At 36.9% G+C, this 19,616-nt stretch carries 17 protein-coding genes; 7 read left to right on the plus strand and 10 right to left on the minus strand.

Annotated features, from left to right (window positions below; all coding sequences use genetic code 11):
- Window positions 1-2 precede the first annotated feature (2 nt).
- The 8 genes from I3217_RS09770 to I3217_RS09805 form a co-directional block, all read right to left on the minus strand.
- Window positions 3-1,499 carry a hypothetical protein gene (locus I3217_RS09770; protein WP_435049573.1) on the minus strand — a complete coding sequence of 499 codons (1,497 nt, stop codon included), beginning with the start codon at window positions 1,497-1,499 and terminating at the stop codon, window positions 3-5.
- 16 nt (window positions 1,500-1,515) lie between these two features.
- Window positions 1,516-2,625, minus strand: coding sequence for a hypothetical protein (locus I3217_RS09775; protein WP_435049574.1), 1,110 nt, complete (start codon window positions 2,623-2,625; stop codon window positions 1,516-1,518).
- A gap of 46 nt (window positions 2,626-2,671) precedes the next feature.
- Window positions 2,672-4,102: a RagB/SusD family nutrient uptake outer membrane protein gene (locus I3217_RS09780; RefSeq protein ID WP_435049575.1), complete on the minus strand. Its 1,431-nt coding sequence runs from the start codon at window positions 4,100-4,102 to the stop codon at window positions 2,672-2,674.
- A gap of 11 nt (window positions 4,103-4,113) precedes the next feature.
- Window positions 4,114-7,752, minus strand: coding sequence for a SusC/RagA family TonB-linked outer membrane protein (locus I3217_RS09785; RefSeq protein ID WP_435049576.1), 3,639 nt, complete (start codon window positions 7,750-7,752; stop codon window positions 4,114-4,116).
- 133 nt (window positions 7,753-7,885) lie between these two features.
- Window positions 7,886-9,079, minus strand: coding sequence for a FecR domain-containing protein (locus tag I3217_RS09790; RefSeq protein WP_435049577.1), 1,194 nt, complete (start codon window positions 9,077-9,079; stop codon window positions 7,886-7,888).
- 88 nt (window positions 9,080-9,167) lie between these two features.
- The gene (locus I3217_RS09795; RefSeq protein ID WP_435049578.1) at window positions 9,168-9,740 is read right to left on the minus strand and encodes an RNA polymerase sigma factor; all 573 of its coding nucleotides are present in this window, start codon (window positions 9,738-9,740) and stop codon (window positions 9,168-9,170) included.
- Window positions 9,741-10,074: 334 nt separating this feature from the next.
- The gene (locus I3217_RS09800; RefSeq protein WP_435049579.1) at window positions 10,075-11,631 is read right to left on the minus strand and encodes a T9SS type A sorting domain-containing protein; all 1,557 of its coding nucleotides are present in this window, start codon (window positions 11,629-11,631) and stop codon (window positions 10,075-10,077) included.
- Between the two features lie 278 nt (window positions 11,632-11,909).
- Window positions 11,910-12,161 carry an RNA polymerase sigma factor gene (locus I3217_RS09805; RefSeq protein WP_435049580.1) on the minus strand — a complete coding sequence of 84 codons (252 nt, stop codon included), beginning with the start codon at window positions 12,159-12,161 and terminating at the stop codon, window positions 11,910-11,912.
- 495 nt (window positions 12,162-12,656) lie between these two features.
- Here I3217_RS09805 and I3217_RS09810 point away from each other — a divergent pair, with 495 nt between their 5' ends.
- Window positions 12,657-12,986 carry a hypothetical protein gene (locus I3217_RS09810; RefSeq protein ID WP_435049581.1) on the plus strand — a complete coding sequence of 110 codons (330 nt, stop codon included), beginning with the start codon at window positions 12,657-12,659 and terminating at the stop codon, window positions 12,984-12,986.
- A 190-nt stretch (window positions 12,987-13,176) separates the two neighbouring features.
- On the plus strand, window positions 13,177-13,755 hold the full coding sequence (locus tag I3217_RS09815; protein ID WP_435049582.1) for a c-type cytochrome: 579 nt from the start codon (window positions 13,177-13,179) through the stop codon (window positions 13,753-13,755).
- A gap of 76 nt (window positions 13,756-13,831) precedes the next feature.
- Here the strand turns inward: I3217_RS09815 and I3217_RS09820 are convergent, their stop codons facing one another.
- Window positions 13,832-14,230: an ankyrin repeat domain-containing protein gene (locus I3217_RS09820; RefSeq protein WP_435049583.1), complete on the minus strand. Its 399-nt coding sequence runs from the start codon at window positions 14,228-14,230 to the stop codon at window positions 13,832-13,834.
- Window positions 14,231-14,500: 270 nt separating this feature from the next.
- Between I3217_RS09820 and gpmI the strand changes: the two genes are divergently transcribed.
- The 5 genes from gpmI to I3217_RS09845 all read left to right on the plus strand — a co-directional run bounded on the left by gpmI (window position 14,501) and on the right by I3217_RS09845 (window position 18,627).
- Window positions 14,501-16,021, plus strand: coding sequence for a 2,3-bisphosphoglycerate-independent phosphoglycerate mutase (gpmI, locus tag I3217_RS09825; RefSeq protein WP_435049584.1), 1,521 nt, complete (start codon window positions 14,501-14,503; stop codon window positions 16,019-16,021).
- A gap of 126 nt (window positions 16,022-16,147) precedes the next feature.
- Complete coding sequence (locus tag I3217_RS09830) at window positions 16,148-16,564, plus strand: BT0820 family HAD-type phosphatase (RefSeq protein ID WP_435049585.1); 417 nt, start codon at window positions 16,148-16,150, stop codon at window positions 16,562-16,564.
- 96 nt (window positions 16,565-16,660) lie between these two features.
- Window positions 16,661-17,479 carry a type I methionyl aminopeptidase gene (map, locus tag I3217_RS09835; RefSeq protein WP_435049586.1) on the plus strand — a complete coding sequence of 273 codons (819 nt, stop codon included), beginning with the start codon at window positions 16,661-16,663 and terminating at the stop codon, window positions 17,477-17,479.
- Window positions 17,479-18,243: a class I SAM-dependent methyltransferase gene (locus I3217_RS09840; RefSeq protein WP_435049587.1), complete on the plus strand. Its 765-nt coding sequence runs from the start codon at window positions 17,479-17,481 to the stop codon at window positions 18,241-18,243. Before map ends, I3217_RS09840 begins: the two co-directional genes overlap by 1 nt.
- Before the next feature lie 12 nt (window positions 18,244-18,255).
- A complete protein-coding gene (locus I3217_RS09845) occupies window positions 18,256-18,627 on the plus strand; it encodes a DUF423 domain-containing protein (RefSeq protein ID WP_435049588.1) in 372 nt (123 codons plus the stop codon).
- 8 nt (window positions 18,628-18,635) lie between these two features.
- Here the strand turns inward: I3217_RS09845 and I3217_RS09850 are convergent, their stop codons facing one another.
- A complete protein-coding gene (locus I3217_RS09850; protein ID WP_435049589.1) occupies window positions 18,636-19,616 on the minus strand; it encodes an FAD:protein FMN transferase in 981 nt (326 codons plus the stop codon).

Here is a 19,616-nt window from a genome sequence, read left to right on the forward strand (position 1 = left end):
AATTATTCGGCGTAGAAGAACGTAAAAATTTCTGTATCGCCTTTAGTTTGGTAAGAGCCATCGGTATACAATTTGTTAATAGACGAAATATTACCATCTTCATCGGTCTCATAAGTATAACTTGGCTGAGTTAAATACCCTCCAGGATAGGCCGGATCTGTAGCCACCGTTTTAGTCATTATATACTTACTGTATAATAAATCCTGAAACACCGTTAAATTAGATCCTGTTAGTGCATCATGATGCGGTGGGAGACCTTCTATATATGTAGGAATTAACACCGGATCGTAATCTTCTCTGTGTTGTCTTCGCACAGTATTACTACCAATATAGCTTTGCGACTGGAAATACTCTCCATACACATATTCACCTAAGTTAAACGGATCGCTATAGTACACATCACTTACGGTAGAACTTCTTCTAAATGATAACACCTTAGTAGATTCTCCTTCGTATACAAACTGACTGGACTGAGTAGAAACAGCACTTTCTGAAGAAAGGTTTCCATTTTCGTCGTAACCAAACTCCTGTTCTGTAATGGTTTCTAATTGCTTGGTTCCTGGAATATAATTAAAATAGAACACATTTTCCCTAGGGAATGTTCCTCCTGGCGAATCATATGCTCTATAGCGCATAACCGAAACCATATTCAACTCGTTATATTCAAAACTCGTTTGGCGCACACTTCCATTGTTAGGGAAAGCAACTACAAAGGTTACCAAGTTACCATTTTCGTCGAAAGTTGGTGTAATTTCGGTCTGTACATCTTGTGAATTCTTCCATAAAATTTTATACGGCTTTTTTACAAGATTGCTTTTTCTTACGTTTACCACCGTAGTAGATTCCTGTCCTGTATTATCAGATATTATAATGTCTATTGGATATCTCACGCCTTCTTCCAGGTTTCCTAATAACACCTGGGCACTTAAATCCATTTCATGTAATTCCTCTCCAGGAATGGCATCGTAACTATATTGTACTTCACCGTCGAATACCACCCTAACCGATTCTATGGTATTTAAACCGGTAGATATGGTACCTTTTACAACATAGGCTGGTGCAGCTACCGCTACATCTGTACCCCCAACTAATTTAATTTCCGGGAAAGAGAAGCCTTTTACTGAAATTCTGATACCGCGGTTGAAACTACGTAAATCCTGATCGGTAACTTTAATAATATAGTTTAATACAGAATCTTTTTGAATTCCTGTAAGATCTACCAGATAGTCAAAATCGAAATTGGTTTTACCGTGATACTCATCAATGGTTTCCACCAAATCATAATTCAATCCGTCTAAAACTTCAATAACATCAACTTTATTAGGCACTTTCATAGTCATGTGCACATTATAAAAATCGGCCGTATCTCGTCTCACTTCAACACGCTGATCGGTAATTTCGAAGCCTGGATCCGGGAATTCAGGATCGTCCTGACAGGCTTGAAATAATAACAAACCAAAAACGCCTAATAAAAGTGTATATACTAGATTCTTCTTCATGTCTTTTCTTTATAAATTAATTTAACACCTCTAAATCCGGATTAACGGCTAACATATCTACGCCCCAACCTGTAAACAAGTCTAAAAGCAGCTTCATATTATCCTGAATATTCTGCGGGAAAGCTAAAATTTCATCTCCCGTACGGTAAATCATTTCGTTTAAATACGCCCTTACATCTTCACCTTCATCTTCCACAAACTCATCGTCTGGTGCAATCGCGTCATAATGTCTTATTTGCCCGATTACTCCTAAATCATTCCCGTCTTCGTCGTAACGTTGATAAATAGTTCCTAAACCAGAATCAAAGAAATATTTTGAAGTAATAAAGCCTTTTGCATAGAACCAGTCTTTATCGATTACAAAAACCAGTTTTTCATCAGCTATATCAAGTTCTTCTCTGTAAACCGGCTCCATTTCCAAACCGTAATACGCATCTTTATTAGCGTAAAAGGACTCCGGAATTGCATCGTAAAGATTGTGCATCCTCAAAATTCTTGAAAAGAAAATAAAGAAATTATCTTTAGAGAATTCCGTTTCATCACCTATGTCAGACAGATTTACACCAAATACCATCGAGTTGTTGTTATACACTGTTCTTAGCTGACTGGTAGCATCACTGGAAAAACGACCTTCTGATTCGGTAATAACATCTGAAGCTTCACCAGCAACGTTTCTTGGACTAAAGATAGATTCGCTTACCAATACCTTATAAGGCATCTTACCAGCTATAGCTGAATTAGGTTTAAAAAATTTGAAGACACTATTGTCTAATAAGGCTGCAATATCCGTTTTATACTGCTGATAAGCCGCTTTATTTTCAGGTAAAACCACACCTGTATCATCGTTATCGAAAAGCGTACTTACCTGAGGAATTTCCATATCTCCCCAGATTAACGCTTCATTATCGGAAGACGCCACATAGGCAAAATCTAAATTCTGGTCGTATTCAAACAGCAGCCCCATATTATAGTCTGCATAAAAGCGCTCCACATCTGCGATAGATACATCTATCTGGGAAGTTACCCTGTCTACATCTTTATTAGAAGCTTCTAATTCATCTTCGTTATGGCAGGCTGTAAGCGAGACCATAAGCAACATGATATATATTAATATTTTGTTTTTCATAAGAACGTAAATGTTGTTAGTTAAAAAGATTATTTAAACTCTTTAATTAATCGGTAATCACCGGTATTTTTTCGTAGCGCTCGTTATTTCTAATTTGCGGATTGTTTTCTCTTTCCTTTAACGGAATTGGCAGGGTATAATTAATATCGTCAGATAATAACGTAAAGGTTTCCGTCCCTGTTCTTACACCAGACTCTTCAATGATAGTGTAAGCATGCTTAATTTCCGGTCTGTTTTCCATACGACGTAAATCGAACCAACGGTGGTGGTCTTCAAAACAGAATTCTTTACGGCGTTCCTCAAAAATATAGTCAATAATATTACTATCCGGATATACAATATTGGAAGTATTGGAATATCTGTAACTGTGTAAGGTTTTAATATCGTTTAATGCACTTGCTGTGTTTCCTAGTTGCGCATAAGCTTCCGCACGATTTAAATACGCTTCAGATACTCTTAAATTAGCAAAACCTAAATCGGTATATAAGCCCATCTGGTATTTTTTAGTTCGGAAATACGTTTTTCCAGTTCCATCGCCAACCTCTAAAAAGAAAGCGTCCTTACGAATATCTTCGTCATCGTATAAATTGACCAATTCCGGATTGGTATAATAACTCACTTCATTTAAGCTTGTACCAGAACTATATAGTCTAAATATGGGGTTAGTAGTGTAATATGAATATAAAACTTCACTATTACTCTCTGATATAAAAGGTGTAGCCGCAGAGATTTTAGTTAAACGCTTTTGCTCAATCACAAGATCGGCGTAATCAATCGCTTCCTGCCATTTTTCCTGATACAGTTTAATACGTGACATTAACAGGTTACAAGCCGCTATATTCGGGTGATAAATAGTTTTCTCTATACCACTATTTGTAATTAACTCCATAGCATTTTCAAGATCGGCTTCAATTAGCGCATAACTTTCAGCTACCGTACTTCTGCTATAAGTAAACTCTACTCCAATATCTGAACGCAAAGGCACACCTAAATCAAAATCGGCCGATCCTGCATTGTAAGGCTGCCCGTAAAGGTTTACCAGGTTAAAGTAACTTAAAGCTCTAACAAAGTACGCTTCCCCTTTAATATTATCAATTTCCGATTGCTCACCTAAAGCCTCATCAATCTGCTCAATAACATAATTTGCTATGGCAATGTCTTCGTACATACGTTCCCAGGAACGATTAATTCCCGATATCGTATTACCATCTTCATCAATTTCTATTTCACGCTGCCAGCTATATGTTGTTTTATGGCTGAATTTATCTGAAGCGAATGCCTTGGCATCTTCAACTATGTTATCAGTCATATAATCTACATCCCTAAAAATTGGATACTCACTGTTAAATTCTAATAACAATAATGCTGCATAGTGATCCGTTTTTTCCGGTATTAATTTATCCTGACTAACCTCATCAAGAAAATCACTACATCCGAATACCGGTAACAGTAATAATATATATAGTACTTTTTTCATATTCAATTCTTTTAGAAACTCATGTTTACACTTAAACTATAGGTAGGTAAGGCTGGTAAACCAACTCCTGAAACCTGCTCCGGATCCTGTCCTCTTAAATCTTTGTCGAAAGCGAAGTATGATAAATTACTTCCCTGAATACCTAAATTTAAATTACTGATTCCCGCCCCTTCAATTAATTTATTTGGAATATTATAAGAGAAGGTCAAAGATTGTAAACGAATATGGTCTGCATTTACAATACGGGCGTCACTACGATCGTACATCCACCAGGCATTAGATCCACTAGGAACAATATAACTTTCGTTTGTTACATAAATATAATCTAAGCCATCGGCTTGAGCTGAACTTGATGTAAATGACTGATTATAATTGGTAATTGTAGGAATATTTGTTACCAATTCATCTCCAGGTTGTCTCCAACGGTTATTAAATTCACCCGACATGTTTTCGTAAGGTAAAGGCAGGTTCTGGTTCCCGTTATACAATGGTAACAATCTTGTTTTATACCCTAACTTATAGGTGAAATTAGCTGAAAAATTAAAGTTACCCGAGCGTAATTGTAAACCGAAGCCACCATAGTACAATGGTACACGGCTCCCCTGATATTCTAACACGGCTTCCAGTTGCTCTTCCGGTGTAGCATCTTCCATTACCAGATTTTTAAAGGTTGGTAAGCCCTGCTCGTTTAATCCATCGAACTGATACGCAAAGAATCCATTCGTCGGGAAGCCTTCACGGTAAATACTTCCATTTAAATAATCGTTTACAGTTAAGCCTCCAAGCTGTGCACCATCTTCGAAACCTTTTAACACACGATCTTTACTATATGAGAAGTTAAAGTTTGTACTTAAACCTAAATCGTCCTGTTTAAGCAAAACGGCACGTAAAGACACTTCGTAGTTACTTACATCCTTACTTCCCGAATTAAACATTTGCGTTGCAGAACCGTTTACTAAAGAAATTGGTCTGGACTGTAATAAATCTTCACTCTTAGAATATGAGTAGTCTAAAGCCCCACTTAAACGGCCATCGTATAAACTAAAGTTAAGTCCAACATCTGTAGTTGTGGTTTTTTCCCAGCGTAAATTAGCATTAGGAAACTCGCTTAACTGCGCCGTAGTTTCAGGATAATACACGGCATTATTTCTACCGTAATTCGAGATAATTAAATACGGACTTGTATTTGGCATAGTCCCTCTAACACCATAAGACGCTCTTAAAGCCAGTTCGTTTACGTTATCTGTATTCGCAAAGAATTTTTCATTTTGGATATTCCAACGTCCAGACACCGACCATGTTGGCTTAAATTTATAACGCTCGTACTGTCCAAACTGGTTAGACCCGTCACTACGCATATTAAAGTTTACCACATAACGGTTATCAAACACATAATTTAATATCCCAAAATAAGACATACTGTTTGTTACACGGTCTGTAATTGTTGGATACACACTAAGACCTCCGTCTGTGGTTAACCAATCCATCATAGCATCGTAATCATAACTTGCGTAGTCTTTTATAGAATCACCATCTTCCGTTGTAGTACCAGTTAATCTTGGAAGAGCAATAAACCCTCTACCCTGATAGTGGTTATATCCTGGCACAGAAAAACCTGTTACCCCCCAGTAGTTTATAGAACGGGCTTCCTGACCTAAGTTAACATTAAATGAATGCCTGTTTTTACGTAAATTATAGTTTAACTGATTGGTAATTGCATAGGTGTCCTGACTTACCATACCACCACTGTACACGCCACCAAACGGCAACTGACTGTTTAAATCTACACGCTCCTGAATTAAATCTTCGAAAGCATCATAAGTACGTAAATTCGCAGCGTAATAGGTATCTTCAGTAATCCATTCTTCAGTTAGGTTGGTCGTATTTCTATAACTTACCTGGCTGTTAAATCTGAAATTATCTAAAAATTTCCAGTTCAATGTCCCCGTAATGGTTAAATCTTTATTGGTAATATTTCTTTCAGAATTATCCATTTCTTTCAACACATTATACCCTGCATAGGCACGATCTCCATATTTATCAGCGCCATATATTTGTTGGCTCTGTAAAAAATACGATCCGTCCTCGTTGTAAATAGGGATACTTCTGGAAGTATAATAGGCCGTATTAAACAGGTTTACTGAACCATGGTTATAAGTTGCATCCTGAACCGAACCGTTTACTCTAAACGATAATTTTAAATTTTCGCGAACATCTAAATCCAGATTAGAACGTGCTGTAATACGATTTAATCCCACATTTTGCTCTGCGCCCTGCTGGTCGTCGTAACCAATAGAGAAATAATATTTAGCGTTTTCACTACCTCCAGATGCACTTAAGGCATGACGCTGACTGAATGAATTCTGATACAACTCTCCAAACCAGTCACTGTTTAATGTTTCCAGATAACTTACGCGATTCTGAAACTGTTGCTCTGTATAAGTACCATCCCATAAATTCAGCAAAGCACCTTCGTAACCTAATCTGTCAATATTGTCGTAAGACTGGCTATACCCCAGGTTGCGTTCGTACATTTCTCTGGACACGTCTATACGCTCCAGTGAATTCATTAAATTCAAATCGGAATATCTCGGTGCCTGCACAAAACTATAACCTCCCGAATAACTTAATACCGGTTTTCCTTGTTTACCACGTTTTGTAGTTACTACAATTACACCATTAGCGGCACGCGTACCGTAAATAGCTGTTGCCGAAGCATCTTTTAAAATATCGATTTTTGCAATATCGTTAGGGTTAATACCTGTTAAAGCATTACCTATAATGTTTACATTATCGAAACTGTTAATCTCGCTGGCACTTAATGGTACAGGGTCTTCGTATATAACACCATCGACCACCCACAGCGGACTCTGGTTTCCTGTAAAGGTACTACCACTACGCACACGAATTTTAGCTGCTGCACCAGGTGTAGAACTTAAGTTGGTAATCATAAGTCCTGTAGACTTACCTTCAAGCATTTTATCTACACTAATTGCCCCAACAATATCCAGATCTTCAGCTTCTACTGTAGAGATTGAACTTGTTAATTCCCGTTTATCAATCACCTGATACCCGGTTATTACAACTTCCTCCAGTCCAAGAATTTCTTCTTCCATTCTTACATTTAAGGTCTCATCTTTCGTTACCTTAATTTCCTGGGTTTTATATCCCACATAAGAAAACACAAGTGTATAATCTGGTTTTGGTAATCTGATAGCAAAATTACCATCAAAATCCGTTGAAGTTCCTAACTTACTATTCTTTACTAAAACAGTTACTCCTGGTAAAGGGTCATTTGTTTTACCATCGATAACCACACCTTTAACTGTAATAGACTGATCTTGCACCGGTGTATTTTCAACAATAACTACTACACCGTCTACAAGTTTAAACGATAAATCTGTTCCCAGTAAAACCTCATCTAAAAGATTATTTACAGTAACGTTAGATTCTTTTACAGAAATCCGGCCGAGTTCGGCGATTTTTTGTTCGTTATAGAAAAAGCTGTAATCTGTTTGTTTTCTAATTTCTTCGAATAATTTAGAAAAGCTCACATTAGTTAAGTCTATACTCACACGCTTGGATTGTGAGTAACCTGCTGCATTTAAAGTAAGAACTGCACTCAGGATAAAAATAATCGACAATCTCATAGTTTACCAATAATATTTTAATGGCCTTTCAGAACACTGAAAAGAGGTTAGTAACTTAGGTTCTCTCATAATATATTTGCTAATTAGGAATTTAAGTAAAATTTGGCAGAAACACCAATTAAAAATCTGACTACTATTTAATTACATAAATAGTTTTATTATTCTCCACTTTTATATGCACAGACATTTCTGCTTCTATAATCTCGAGAATATTTGTCATATCGTTATATCTAGGAAGGTCTCCCGTAAATTTGATATGTTTTAAACTATCGTTTGCAAACACCACTTCTACGTTATACCACTTAGACATTTTTTCCAATAAAGTTTCCAGTGGCACATTATTAAACACAAAACGACCGTCTTTCCATGCGGTATAAGGATACACATCTACCTTATGCTTTTCAAGTCCTGCAGTTTTTAAATCAAGTATTGCCTGTTCGTTAGGTGCCAGTGTCAGCGCATCGTGACTTAAAGTATCCTCTACACTTACTTTACCTTCAACCAAAGTAGTTTCTATTACCGGTTTATCGCTATAAGCAGATACATTAAACTTCGTACCTAAAACCTGAACTTTCTGTTCTCCGGTAGACACTATAAACGGCATATCTTTATTTGGTGCCACTTCAAAAAAGGCTTCTCCTTTTAAAGACACCTGTCTTGCTTCGCCTGTAAACGGCACTTCGTAAGTCAACTCGGTATCGGAATTCAACCACACTTTAGTACCATCGGAAAGCACTAACTGATATTCACCACCACGAGGTATTCTTAAAGTATTCACTTTAGAAGCCACAACATTTTTATCATTTTCCGACGCATAAGACAAAACGCCTTTGGTATTCGCTACAGCCACCTCATTTTCTGCAATTACATTCTCGGCACCGTCTTTAAGATCTACAACCTCTCCTGTAGACAACACCAACTGCGCACTGGAAGACCCGGGCGCTATACTGGACGCTTCAAGTGTGTCGTATTTTTCATAAACATCGGTAGTGTTAAATACAGAAAACAAAGCAAAACCAACCACTAAAATTGCAGCTGCTGCAGCGGTCCATTTTACCATGCGTAATCTGCGTACCTTAGTTTTAGTCTGCACTGACTGATTCATGCGATCTAAAAAGTAACTCCACTCTTTTCCGGTATCTACAGCCTGAAATTTCTGCTTCCACTCTGCAAAACTTTCCGGATTTAAAATATCTTTTGCTAAGGCTTTATTATTTGGGTTTCGTTCCCAGGCCTGCAGCTCCTTTTCCTGCGCTTCAGTTAAGGTACCAAGCACCTTACCCACCAGCAGCCTGGAATATTGTATATGATTTTTAATTTCGTTCATTTTTTAACTATTAATTTACAACAAATTAACACGTACAATAAAATGACGCAATTATTCGCACAACGGGTGACAGTTTTGTTAAAAATTTCTAAAAAAACTGAATAAAGTTTGTCAAAAGTAAAGCGACAACCTGAGCACCTAACAAATCCCGTAGTTTAGCATAGGCTCGCTTCTTAACTGTTTTTACCGAATTGATGGAAATTTGAAGATGATCGGCAATTTCCTGATTACTCATTCCTTTGAGCGCCAGCTGCACAACTTGCTCGGCCTGAGGTGATAATTCCTGAATAGCATCATATAATAAGGTGTAAGTCTCTTCTCTTAAAATTTCGTTTAAAAACGATTGTTGTCCTACACTAAGCCCTTCATCTAAAGTAGTATTCAGAACATTTTTCTCTTTACGCAACTGACTTATGCAGGCATTTTTAACCAGTACGTATAAGTACGCCTGCAGGGCCTTTTCGCTTTTAAACTCTTCTGTATCTTTTTCCCAGAGCTTTACAAAAGCTTCCTGAGCAACATCCTTGGCCTTCTCTTCACTCTTTAAAATACGAGAACCCAGCAAATACAAATGCGGAAAAAGACGATCGAATATGTCTTTAAATTCTATACTGTTGTATTGAATGATTTTCCCAGATACTCTCATTACACTTATTGCCAATGCTTTACATTATAATTTTAAATAAAACCATATGATTCACGATATCTTCTAGCATATAATTAAACTATAATTTAACTTTAACAATAGCATAAACTTAGTGCAAGTTTAACAAAGTTATACTGAATATCAAGACATTTTAGCAAGTTTATGCAAATACTATACCTAAATTTAAACTGAGCCCTTTCTTTTTTGTTAATAATTCCACCATTCTCTCCCCAAAACATTTTACATACTTGTAATGAAGATCATATAAAAAACAGCTTCAGATAAAAACAAAAAAAATACCGCTTAAAAAGCGGTATTTTAAAATTAACCTAGTTAATTATGGATATACTTATTTTTTAATAACAAGCTTTTTAGTTACAGTACCAACTTCTGTTTTTGCACTGAAAATATATAATCCTGTATTTAAGTTAAAGTTTAAGGTATCTGAAGTAATTACTCCTGTTTTTACCATTTTACCAGTAACATCGTAAATGCTGTAAGGCGCATTTATTAACTCGTTAGATACTTTTAAGTAATCTGTAGCAGGGTTAGGGTAGATTCTGGCTGTAGACAATCGAGCATCTTTAACAGAAAGTGTAGCCGGGTCTAAAACATACAACTCTGCTCCTGTAACTTGAGTTTCCAAACCATCATCATCACCATTAAAATAAAGCTTACCATTTAATTCCACTAAATCTTCACAATCATAATCAAGAGTAGCTTCAATTAATTCAGGCGTATTAGATCCGTTTTTCAATCTAAAAATACTATAATCAGTATCATCATCATCTATTTTAGCAGCATAATACAAATCGCCACCAACAATCGCATAAAAACGAGGGTCATAATCTTCTTCTATATTCGAACTAATCTGAGTTACTGTATTAGCACTAGGATCGTACATAAAAAGTTGATCATCACTACTTGTATCGGCTACCTCACCTGTTTCTACAACACCATTATCACCTTCAAAATACAACTTATCATTCCAGACAAACAAAGACAAAACACCATCAATACCAGCATCCGTTAACGCAGACACAGGGATAGTCCCGTCTGCAGTACCATCACTTTCATATAAATGATTATCTATTCCTGCTTTAAAATAAAACTTATCTCCCATAATTGTTAAAGAAGCAATATTACTACCGGCTGCACCATCATTTTGAGTGTTTGCTCCCGGCGTAACATCCTTAACTAAAGCAAACTCACTCGTTGTGGGATCGTAAGAATAAAGTTCGTATCCAATATTTTGAGAAAAATCCTCAGAGGCATTATCTAACGACATTGTCGCCATAAAATACAACTTTCCTTTGTAAGGCAAAATAGTTTTAGGTGCTATGTCTGACACTCCACCAGAAAGCACTTCTGTACCTAAAGTCGCCTCAGAATTATTAGTCACTTGACTTGCGGATGTGCCATCAAAAACCCACAAGCTAGAATCTGCCTGATTTTGATTATTTACAAAATAAATTTTACCATCCAACTCACAAAAGCTATAGAAACCAGGCACGCCTCCTACAGGCTCTGCTCCTGTTCCGGCAGCATTTAATTTAAATAATTCATGACCACTTCCTGAATTTGCAGAAAAATATAACTCACCATTAAATTCAAAGTACCCCTCAGGTCCCCCTGATATACTCCCTTCTCTGGTATCCTGAACAAACATTGTGCCTTCTTCAGTGCCATCAGTAACCCAAAGTTCACTTCCATATTTCTCACCGCCTGTATTTTCTCCAGAAGAATCATTCGCCTGAAAGTAGAGTTTATTATTAAATTTAAAGAAACCATTAACACCAGGTTTTGAGTCTCCTGTTCCAGGGTTAATATCTTTTACTAGTGAAATTTGTGCGTTAAGTGCTAAAGCGCCTAAAAAAGCAGCACAGGAAAGTAATGTTCTTTTCATACGTTTCGATTTGATTAATTAGTATTGGTTTTTTATTGTTTTAACAACCCTTTTGAGTTGTATATAAAAAGGACGCACGATTTTTTGAAGTGGGTGACAGAAATCTTAAAGAAATTTAAATAAAATGTAATAAAATTGTTAAAAAACCAACACTACAACACTACTTAAGCTACAAAATAAACAATCAACACGTGTTTTTAACCATACTTTTTACAGCATCTTCAATACAACTAAGCAATCACTGAAAATTATTGAAAATTCAACTTTTTTAAAAAAGTTTACGAATACCACCTGTTTTTACAACTTTTTCTAACCAGATCGTACAAAAAAGCCTGTAATGCTGATTCATTATGAAATTCCTGAGTCTCCTGCTCCCATAAACTAATAAACACCTGCTGGGCTACAGCACGCCCCTTTGTATTGCATCCCAGCAAACGCGAGGCTAATAAATACATATGCGGATAGAGCCGCACAAAGACAGCTTTGAATTCTTCACTATTATACTGTATGGTTTTTCCAGATAGTATCATATCTCCTTATTCGTTATGGCATAAACACACGCTAAAACTTTATAATGCCACTTCATTATGGTTTTCAGTTAAAAAGAAATGCGCTTGTAAAGACAATCCCGTACAAATATGACACTGGAAAATAAAAGGAAAGGTTGGTTTTCATGACAATTGATTAATGGTTATTAGCAGGTTACACTAAATAAAACGCAAAAAACCAGGCCCAGGAGTGACACACCTATTAAAAAATTGTGCTTTTAGTAAAAATCAGAAATATATCAATAATTCAAAAAAGTCCATCTCGAATTCAATTTATGCTAAAAACTTAACACTTAGACAACAACAGAATAATAAGCTTCTAAAAACAAATGTAACACACACATTTATAACGATTTAAAATAACAACTTTAACATTTTTCGGCTTGATTATTTACAATCTTTATTTTTATATTTGCTTCACCTTAGCTACTAATATCAATAATTTTTTCGTTAACCAACCTAAATTATGGAAGTTCTATGCACACTAACAATCCAACCGCCGCAAGAAAACTAGTTAAGAAAAGTATCCGATCTGTAATTTTCACTTTTGTATTAAGTTCGCTTTTAATTTTACTTTTCCTTATTACCAAAAACAATTTAATTGCCATTTTAGGGCTTTTGTTCATTTCAACCGCCTTAATTTTTAACAGCGCCTTTCTGGTTCATTTATTCAACACCCTGTTAAACAGAAATATTAAACTTAAATCGACCATTTTTCCCTGTTTGTTTTTTATAGTGAATCTATTTATAGGCATGGTATACTATGAAATGGCAATGAATGTTATTGGCCCAATGGGCGTAAACTAGCCAATACTTAATTCAGTTTCTGGTCATTCTAAACAACACATTGTGTTACCAAATTAATACGATGTAGTTAAATACGACTTATAGGTTTTCGGCTTTCCCCCGACAAACTATAAGTAGAATCAAGTATTTAATTTTCAACACAAAAGCCTTAGATTTATGGAATTAACTAACCTTAAACAGATAATTCCTTATGAAAACTATTGCTTTTGCAACCTGCGCCTCTCTAATGCTACTCTGGAGTTGCGACACAAAAAAAACAACCAACATCCCTGAATCGGCCCCAGCTCCAACACGAGCAGAACTGATTAAACGCGGAGACTATCTGGTAAACACCATTGGTTGCGCCGACTGCCACACCCCGAAAAAAATGACCGAACAGGGTCCGGTTCCCGATATGGATAAATGGCTTATGGGACACCCCAGCACAGATTCTCTTCCTAAATTTAAAAAAGAATCACTTACAGGAAACTGGTTATTGTTCAACCCCGGATTAACTGCAGCGGTTGGTCCATGGGGCACCTCCTTTGCGTCTAATCTAACACCAGACGAAACAGGAATTGGCTCCTGGAGCTTAAAACAGTTTAAACTCGCCTTACGCAAAGGCAAATACAAAGGATTAGAAAACAGTCGTCCGCTGATGCCTCCAATGCCCTGGCAAAATTTCAGTAAATTAACAGATGACGATCTGGAAGCGATTTTCGAATATCTAAAAAGTATAAAGCCTATCGACAATCTGGTGCCCGCCTACATGCCTCCAAGTGATAATTAAATTCTTATAAAAAAGAATACCGCCTAAAACACTTTAGGCGGTATTGCTTTGACTAATTCAAATAAAACGCATGAATTTATTTCATGGCTAAAACTTTTTCGATAAGGGCTTTTGCTTCTAGAGCATTTGTAGATTCTGCATACTCTATAGCTGTATGCCCCTTAGCACATTTTTTTTCAAGATCTGCTCCGTTTGCAATTAAAAGCTGAAGAATTTCCACTCGGTTATGACGAGCGGCATACATGGCAGGAGTAAGACCATTCGATCTTTCGTTTACATCTTCTCCCATAGCAATTAGTTTTTTAACGATGTCAATATCGCCTTTAGCAATAGAGGTACATAATAAGTTTACTTCACTTTTGGTCATTCCAATTTCAAAACTATCTGTGTTTGGATCTGTAAATACATTTGCTGCCTGAATTGAAGTGGTTAAAAACCCTAAAGCGATTGCGATGATAACTGTTGATTTTTTCATGATGAAAGATTTTAAATTAATTGATTGATTTTTTTTGATTGTATTAAAAAGACGAGCCATTTTTTGAATTGTTACAGTAATTTTCATTCTATAACATTTTTTTAACTATTTCTAAACAAATCGTTTATCAAAACAAACCCCACAAAAAAGCGGATGAAACACTTGAAAAACAGTGATAACGATTTCGTAAAAACTTGGATTTTGTAAGTCGAAAAATTCCCTAAAGCCATTTTAAACTTTTATCTTTACAGTGATAATAAAAACGACATTATGAACAAGAAAGTTATTTTAATGATACTTGATGGTTGGGGAAAATCTCCAGACCCAAAAGTATCGGCAATTGATAATGCAGAAACCCCATTTATTGACGCTTTATATACCGCTTACCCTAATGCTTCACTACGCACAGACGGATTACATGTAGGACTTCCTGAAGGTCAGATGGGAAATAGTGAAGTAGGACACATGAATCTTGGTGCCGGTCGAATTGTATATCAGGATCTGGTTAAAATAAACTTAGCTGTTAAAAATAAAACTTTAGGACAAGAACAAGTGCTGGTAGACGCCTTTAATTATGCCAAAACCAATAATAAGCCGGTACACTTTTTAGGCCTTTTAAGCGATGGTGGTGTACACTCTCACATCAATCACTTACTGGGTTTATTAGATGCAGCGGATGATGCCGGACTTAAAGATGTTTTTGTACATGCCTTTACCGATGGCCGTGATGTAGACCCTAAATCAGGACTCGGATTTGTAACGACTTTAGAAGAACATATTAAAGATACTCCGGCTCAGTTAGCCTCTATTACTGGACGTTATTATGCTATGGATAGAGATAAACGCTGGGAACGTGTAAAACTGGCTTACGATGCTGTAGTTTTAGGAGAAGGCGAACATTCTACCAATGCAACGGAAAGCATTAAAAAGAGTTACGAGAACGAGGTTACCGATGAGTTTATCAAGCCTATTATTATGTGCGACGACAAGCAACAGCCTGTAACAAAAATTAAAGATGGCGATGTGGTCGTATTCTTTAATTTTAGAACTGACAGAGGTCGCGAACTGACTCAGGCACTTTCTCAAACCGATTTTCATGAAGAAAACATGCATAAACTGGACTTGTATTATGTTACCATGACGAACTACGACGAGAATTTCCAGAAAATTAAAGTGGTTTTCAATAAAGACAACTTAACCGAAACTCTGGGAGAGGTTTTATCTAAACACGATAAAAAGCAAATCAGAATCGCTGAAACCGAAAAATATCCGCACGTTACCTTTTTCTTCTCTGGCGGACAGGAAGAACCTTTTAAAGGTGAAAGCAGAATTTTAAAGAATTCGCCAAAAGTAGCCACTTACGACCTTAAACCGGAAATGAGTGCCTACGAACTGCGCGATGCGTTAATCCCGGAATTAGAGAAAGAGGAAACCGACTTTGTGTGTTTAAACTTTGCCAACGGTGACATGGTAGGACATACTGGTGTTATGGAAGCCGCTATTAAAGCCTGTGAAGCCGTAGATGTTTGTGTAAAAGATGTCGTAACAACCGCTTTAGACCACGGTTACACGACATTGCTTATTGCCGACCACGGAAACTGTGAGACCATGATTAACCCAGATGGCACACCAAATACGGCACACACTACAAACCCAGTGCCTATTATTTTAATCGATAAAGACTTAAAACAAATAAATGACGGTGTTTTAGGCGATGTTGCTCCTACAATTTTAAAATTAATAGGTGTCCCTCAGCCAGAAGCTATGACCAGACACTCACTTATAGATTAAATTCTGGTTTCAGTTTATATCAAAAACTGAAGTCATAAAAAATTTGTAAATTAAAACCTTCGGCAGTTTCTTTGCCGAAGGTTTTATTACTTTTAAGAATACCCAAAACTAGAAGGACTTTATTACATGATATTTCAGGATAAATTAATAATTGCAGTAGATTTTGATGGCACCATAGTTGAAGACGCTTACCCAAGAGTCGGCAAAGCTAAAACCTTTGCTTTCGAAACCCTTAAGCGCTTACAAAAAGATGGTCATCGCCTGATTCTATGGACCTACAGATGCGGCAAAACCTTAGATGAGGCTGTAGCATTCTGCAAAGAAAACGGCATAGAATTTTACGCCGTAAATGCCAGTTTCCCGGAAGAAGTTTTCGATCCTGCGAAAAGCAGGAAAATAAATGCCGATATTTTTATAGACGATCGTAATGTTGGCGGATTCTATGGCTGGGGAGAAATCTATCAGTTACTATCTAACAACAACCAGTCGCCATTAGCAGAACCTAAGAAGAAAGGTCTTTTTTCATTTTTAAAAGGCAAATAATACCAATCCGCTCAAAGTCTTAAAGCCTTATTAAAACGAGGGCTAATCCTGTGCTCCTAATATATTTTAAGTATCTTTGCCCTTATTTTTTGAATCATGGTTATAGTAAAAACAAGAGAAGAAATTGAATTAATGCGCGAAAGTGCTCTAATTGTATCTAAAACTTTAGGTGAATTAGCCAAAGCCGTTAAACCCGGAGTTACCACTTTAGAGCTTGATAAAATTGCTGAAACCTGTATAAGAGACCACGGCGCTATTCCTGGTTTTTTAGGTCTTTACGATTTCCCGAACACACTATGTATGAGCCCCAATGCTCAGGTAGTACATGGTATTCCTAATAATACACCTTTACAGGAAGGCGATATTATTTCTATAGACTGTGGCGCATTAAAAAATGACTTTTACGGCGACCACGCTTATACTTTTGCTGTAGGAGAAATTGCTCCGGAGGTTCAAAAATTATTAGATGTTACCCGTGAATCACTTTACGTGGGAATACGTGAATTTAAACTTGGCAACCGTGTAGGAGATGTTGGTTATGCCATTCAAAATTACTGCGAAGCCCATGGATACGGAGTAGTTCGCGAACTGGTAGGTCACGGATTGGGAAGAAAAATGCACGAAGATCCTGAAATGCCTAATTACGGTAAACGCGGACGTGGTAAAAAATTTATAGAAGGTATGGTAGTCGCCATCGAACCCATGATAAATTTAGGAACACAACGCATTAAACAACACCGAGACGGCTGGACCATTACTACTTTAGACAATAAACCAAGTGCTCACTTTGAACACGATGTCGCTCTTGTAGATGGTAAACCGGAATTACTATCAACCTTTGCTTATATTAATCAGGCTTTAGGTATAGAAACCACAGAAGAGGACGAATTTCGCCAGACTGCTTTAGTGCTGTAATGAAAAAAGCCTTCAAACTTGTATTAAATACGGTTCCAAGACCATTACTCATCAGGCTTAGTTATTGGGTACGCCCGTTACTGGCTGCTGCTTTAAAAGGTGATACCTTTACAGATCCTATAGACGGTAAACGTTTTAAAACCTTTTTACCTTATGGTTACGGGAGACAACGCAATAATGTCTTATCGCCTTCGACCTTATCTTTAGAGCGCCACAGATTGTTATGGCTGTATTTAAAACAGGAAACAAACTTTTTTACAGCTCCGAAAAAAGTATTGCATTTTGCTCCTGAACAATGTTTTTTAAAGCGTTTTAAAGCCTTAAAAAATCTGGACTACACCACTACCGATTTAGTATCGCCGATAGCTGATGTTAAAGCCGACATTTGTAATCTTCCTTTTGCAGATGATAGTTTTGACGTTATTCTGTGTAACCATGTCCTGGAACATATTCCGGATGACACCAAAGCCATGCAGGAATTATTTCGGGTTATGAAACCGGGAGGTATGGGCATCTTCCAGATTCCTCAGGATTTAAACCGAGAAACAACTTTTGAAGACGATACGATTACAGACAAAGCCGAACGCGCAAAAATATTCGGGCAATACGACCATGTTCGTGTTTATGGTCGCGATTATTTTAATAAGCTCAGAAGTATCGGATTTAAAGTTGAAGAAGTAGATTATACTGCAACATTTTCCGAAGCTGATATCGAACGCTTTTGTCTGGCTAAAGGTGAAATTATTCCGGTTGTTCGTAAATAAAAATAAGAAACTATGAATCCATCAACTTTTATACTTACCGGCGCTTTTTTCGGATTGTTTTCAGTAATTCTGGGTGCATTTGGTGCACATGCATTAAAAAAGGTATTAACTCCGGATCAGCAGCATAGCTTTGAAGTTGGGGTACGGTATCAAATGTATCACGCCATAGTATTACTTGCCTTAGGCTTGAATACAAACTTAGCTCTACCTGCTGCTATTTTTTGGTGTTTCACTATAGGTATCATGTTATTTTCATTCAGCATTTACGGTTTAATCCTTTCGGACATGAAAGGTAATAAATTAAAAATTCTAGGACCGGTTACTCCTGTTGGGGGCTTATTATTTGTAGCCGGATGGATACTCCTAATACTACATTTTATTTAAAACCCTTATTATTCCGGAAATCCGTTTAAACCTAAGGTTTCCAATTCCTGATTTGAATTTTCAAATATTAAAAACACCTGCAATTCCGGGTGTCGCGTTAAAAACTGTTTTACCCCATCTATCCCCATAGCCTTAAACGCCGTAGCATAAGCATCTGCCGTCATGCACTTATCGGCAATAACCGAAATGCTCAATAAATTCGTTTTACTTGGATACCCCGTTTTCGTGTCTATAATATGAGAATACCTGTTCCCCGCTTCATCTGTTTTAAATTTCCTGTACGTCCCGGAAGTAGCCATCGCCCGATTATGAAGTTCTATAGCCTTTAAAATAGATTGCGTACCATCAAAATGCGGCATCTCGACCCCTACTTTCCATGCAGATTGCTTCTCCTTATTGATTCCGCCTGTTCTAATCTCACCGCCAATTTCTACAAGATAATCGACCACTCCCTGACTTTCCAGAAAATCGGCAATTACATCTACTCCATAGCCCTTGGCGATAGCATTAAAATCTAAAAAGGTATTCGCATCAGCCTTTACAATACGACTTCCATGACGCTGCACTTTATCCAGTCCTACACTTAGCATCAAACTATCAATTTTAAGACTATCTAAGCCGATAATTTCCTTTTCCGGGCCAAAGTCCCATGCATTAACCAAAACACCAATGGTAGGATCGAATGCGCCTTCTGTGGCTTTGTAAATGGTTATAGAATTATCGAATACCGCTATAAAATGATTATCTATACTATCGGATTCATTCCTGTTTAATTTCGAAATATCAGAATCCGGAATATAAGTGGACATGGATTTATTTATGACTGCGAACAAACTATCAAACTGTACCTGGTAATTCACATCTTTCCCTGAATAATACTGAACAGAATACGAGGTTCCGAATACAGGACCTGATAATTTTACATTTTTTGATGCATCACTACATCCGGCAAACAGTATAAGCCCCAGTAAAAAACTTAAATACTTCAT

Source organism: Formosa sp. S-31, from assembly GCF_051172795.1.
GTDB lineage: Bacteria > Bacteroidota > Bacteroidia > Flavobacteriales > Flavobacteriaceae > Formosa.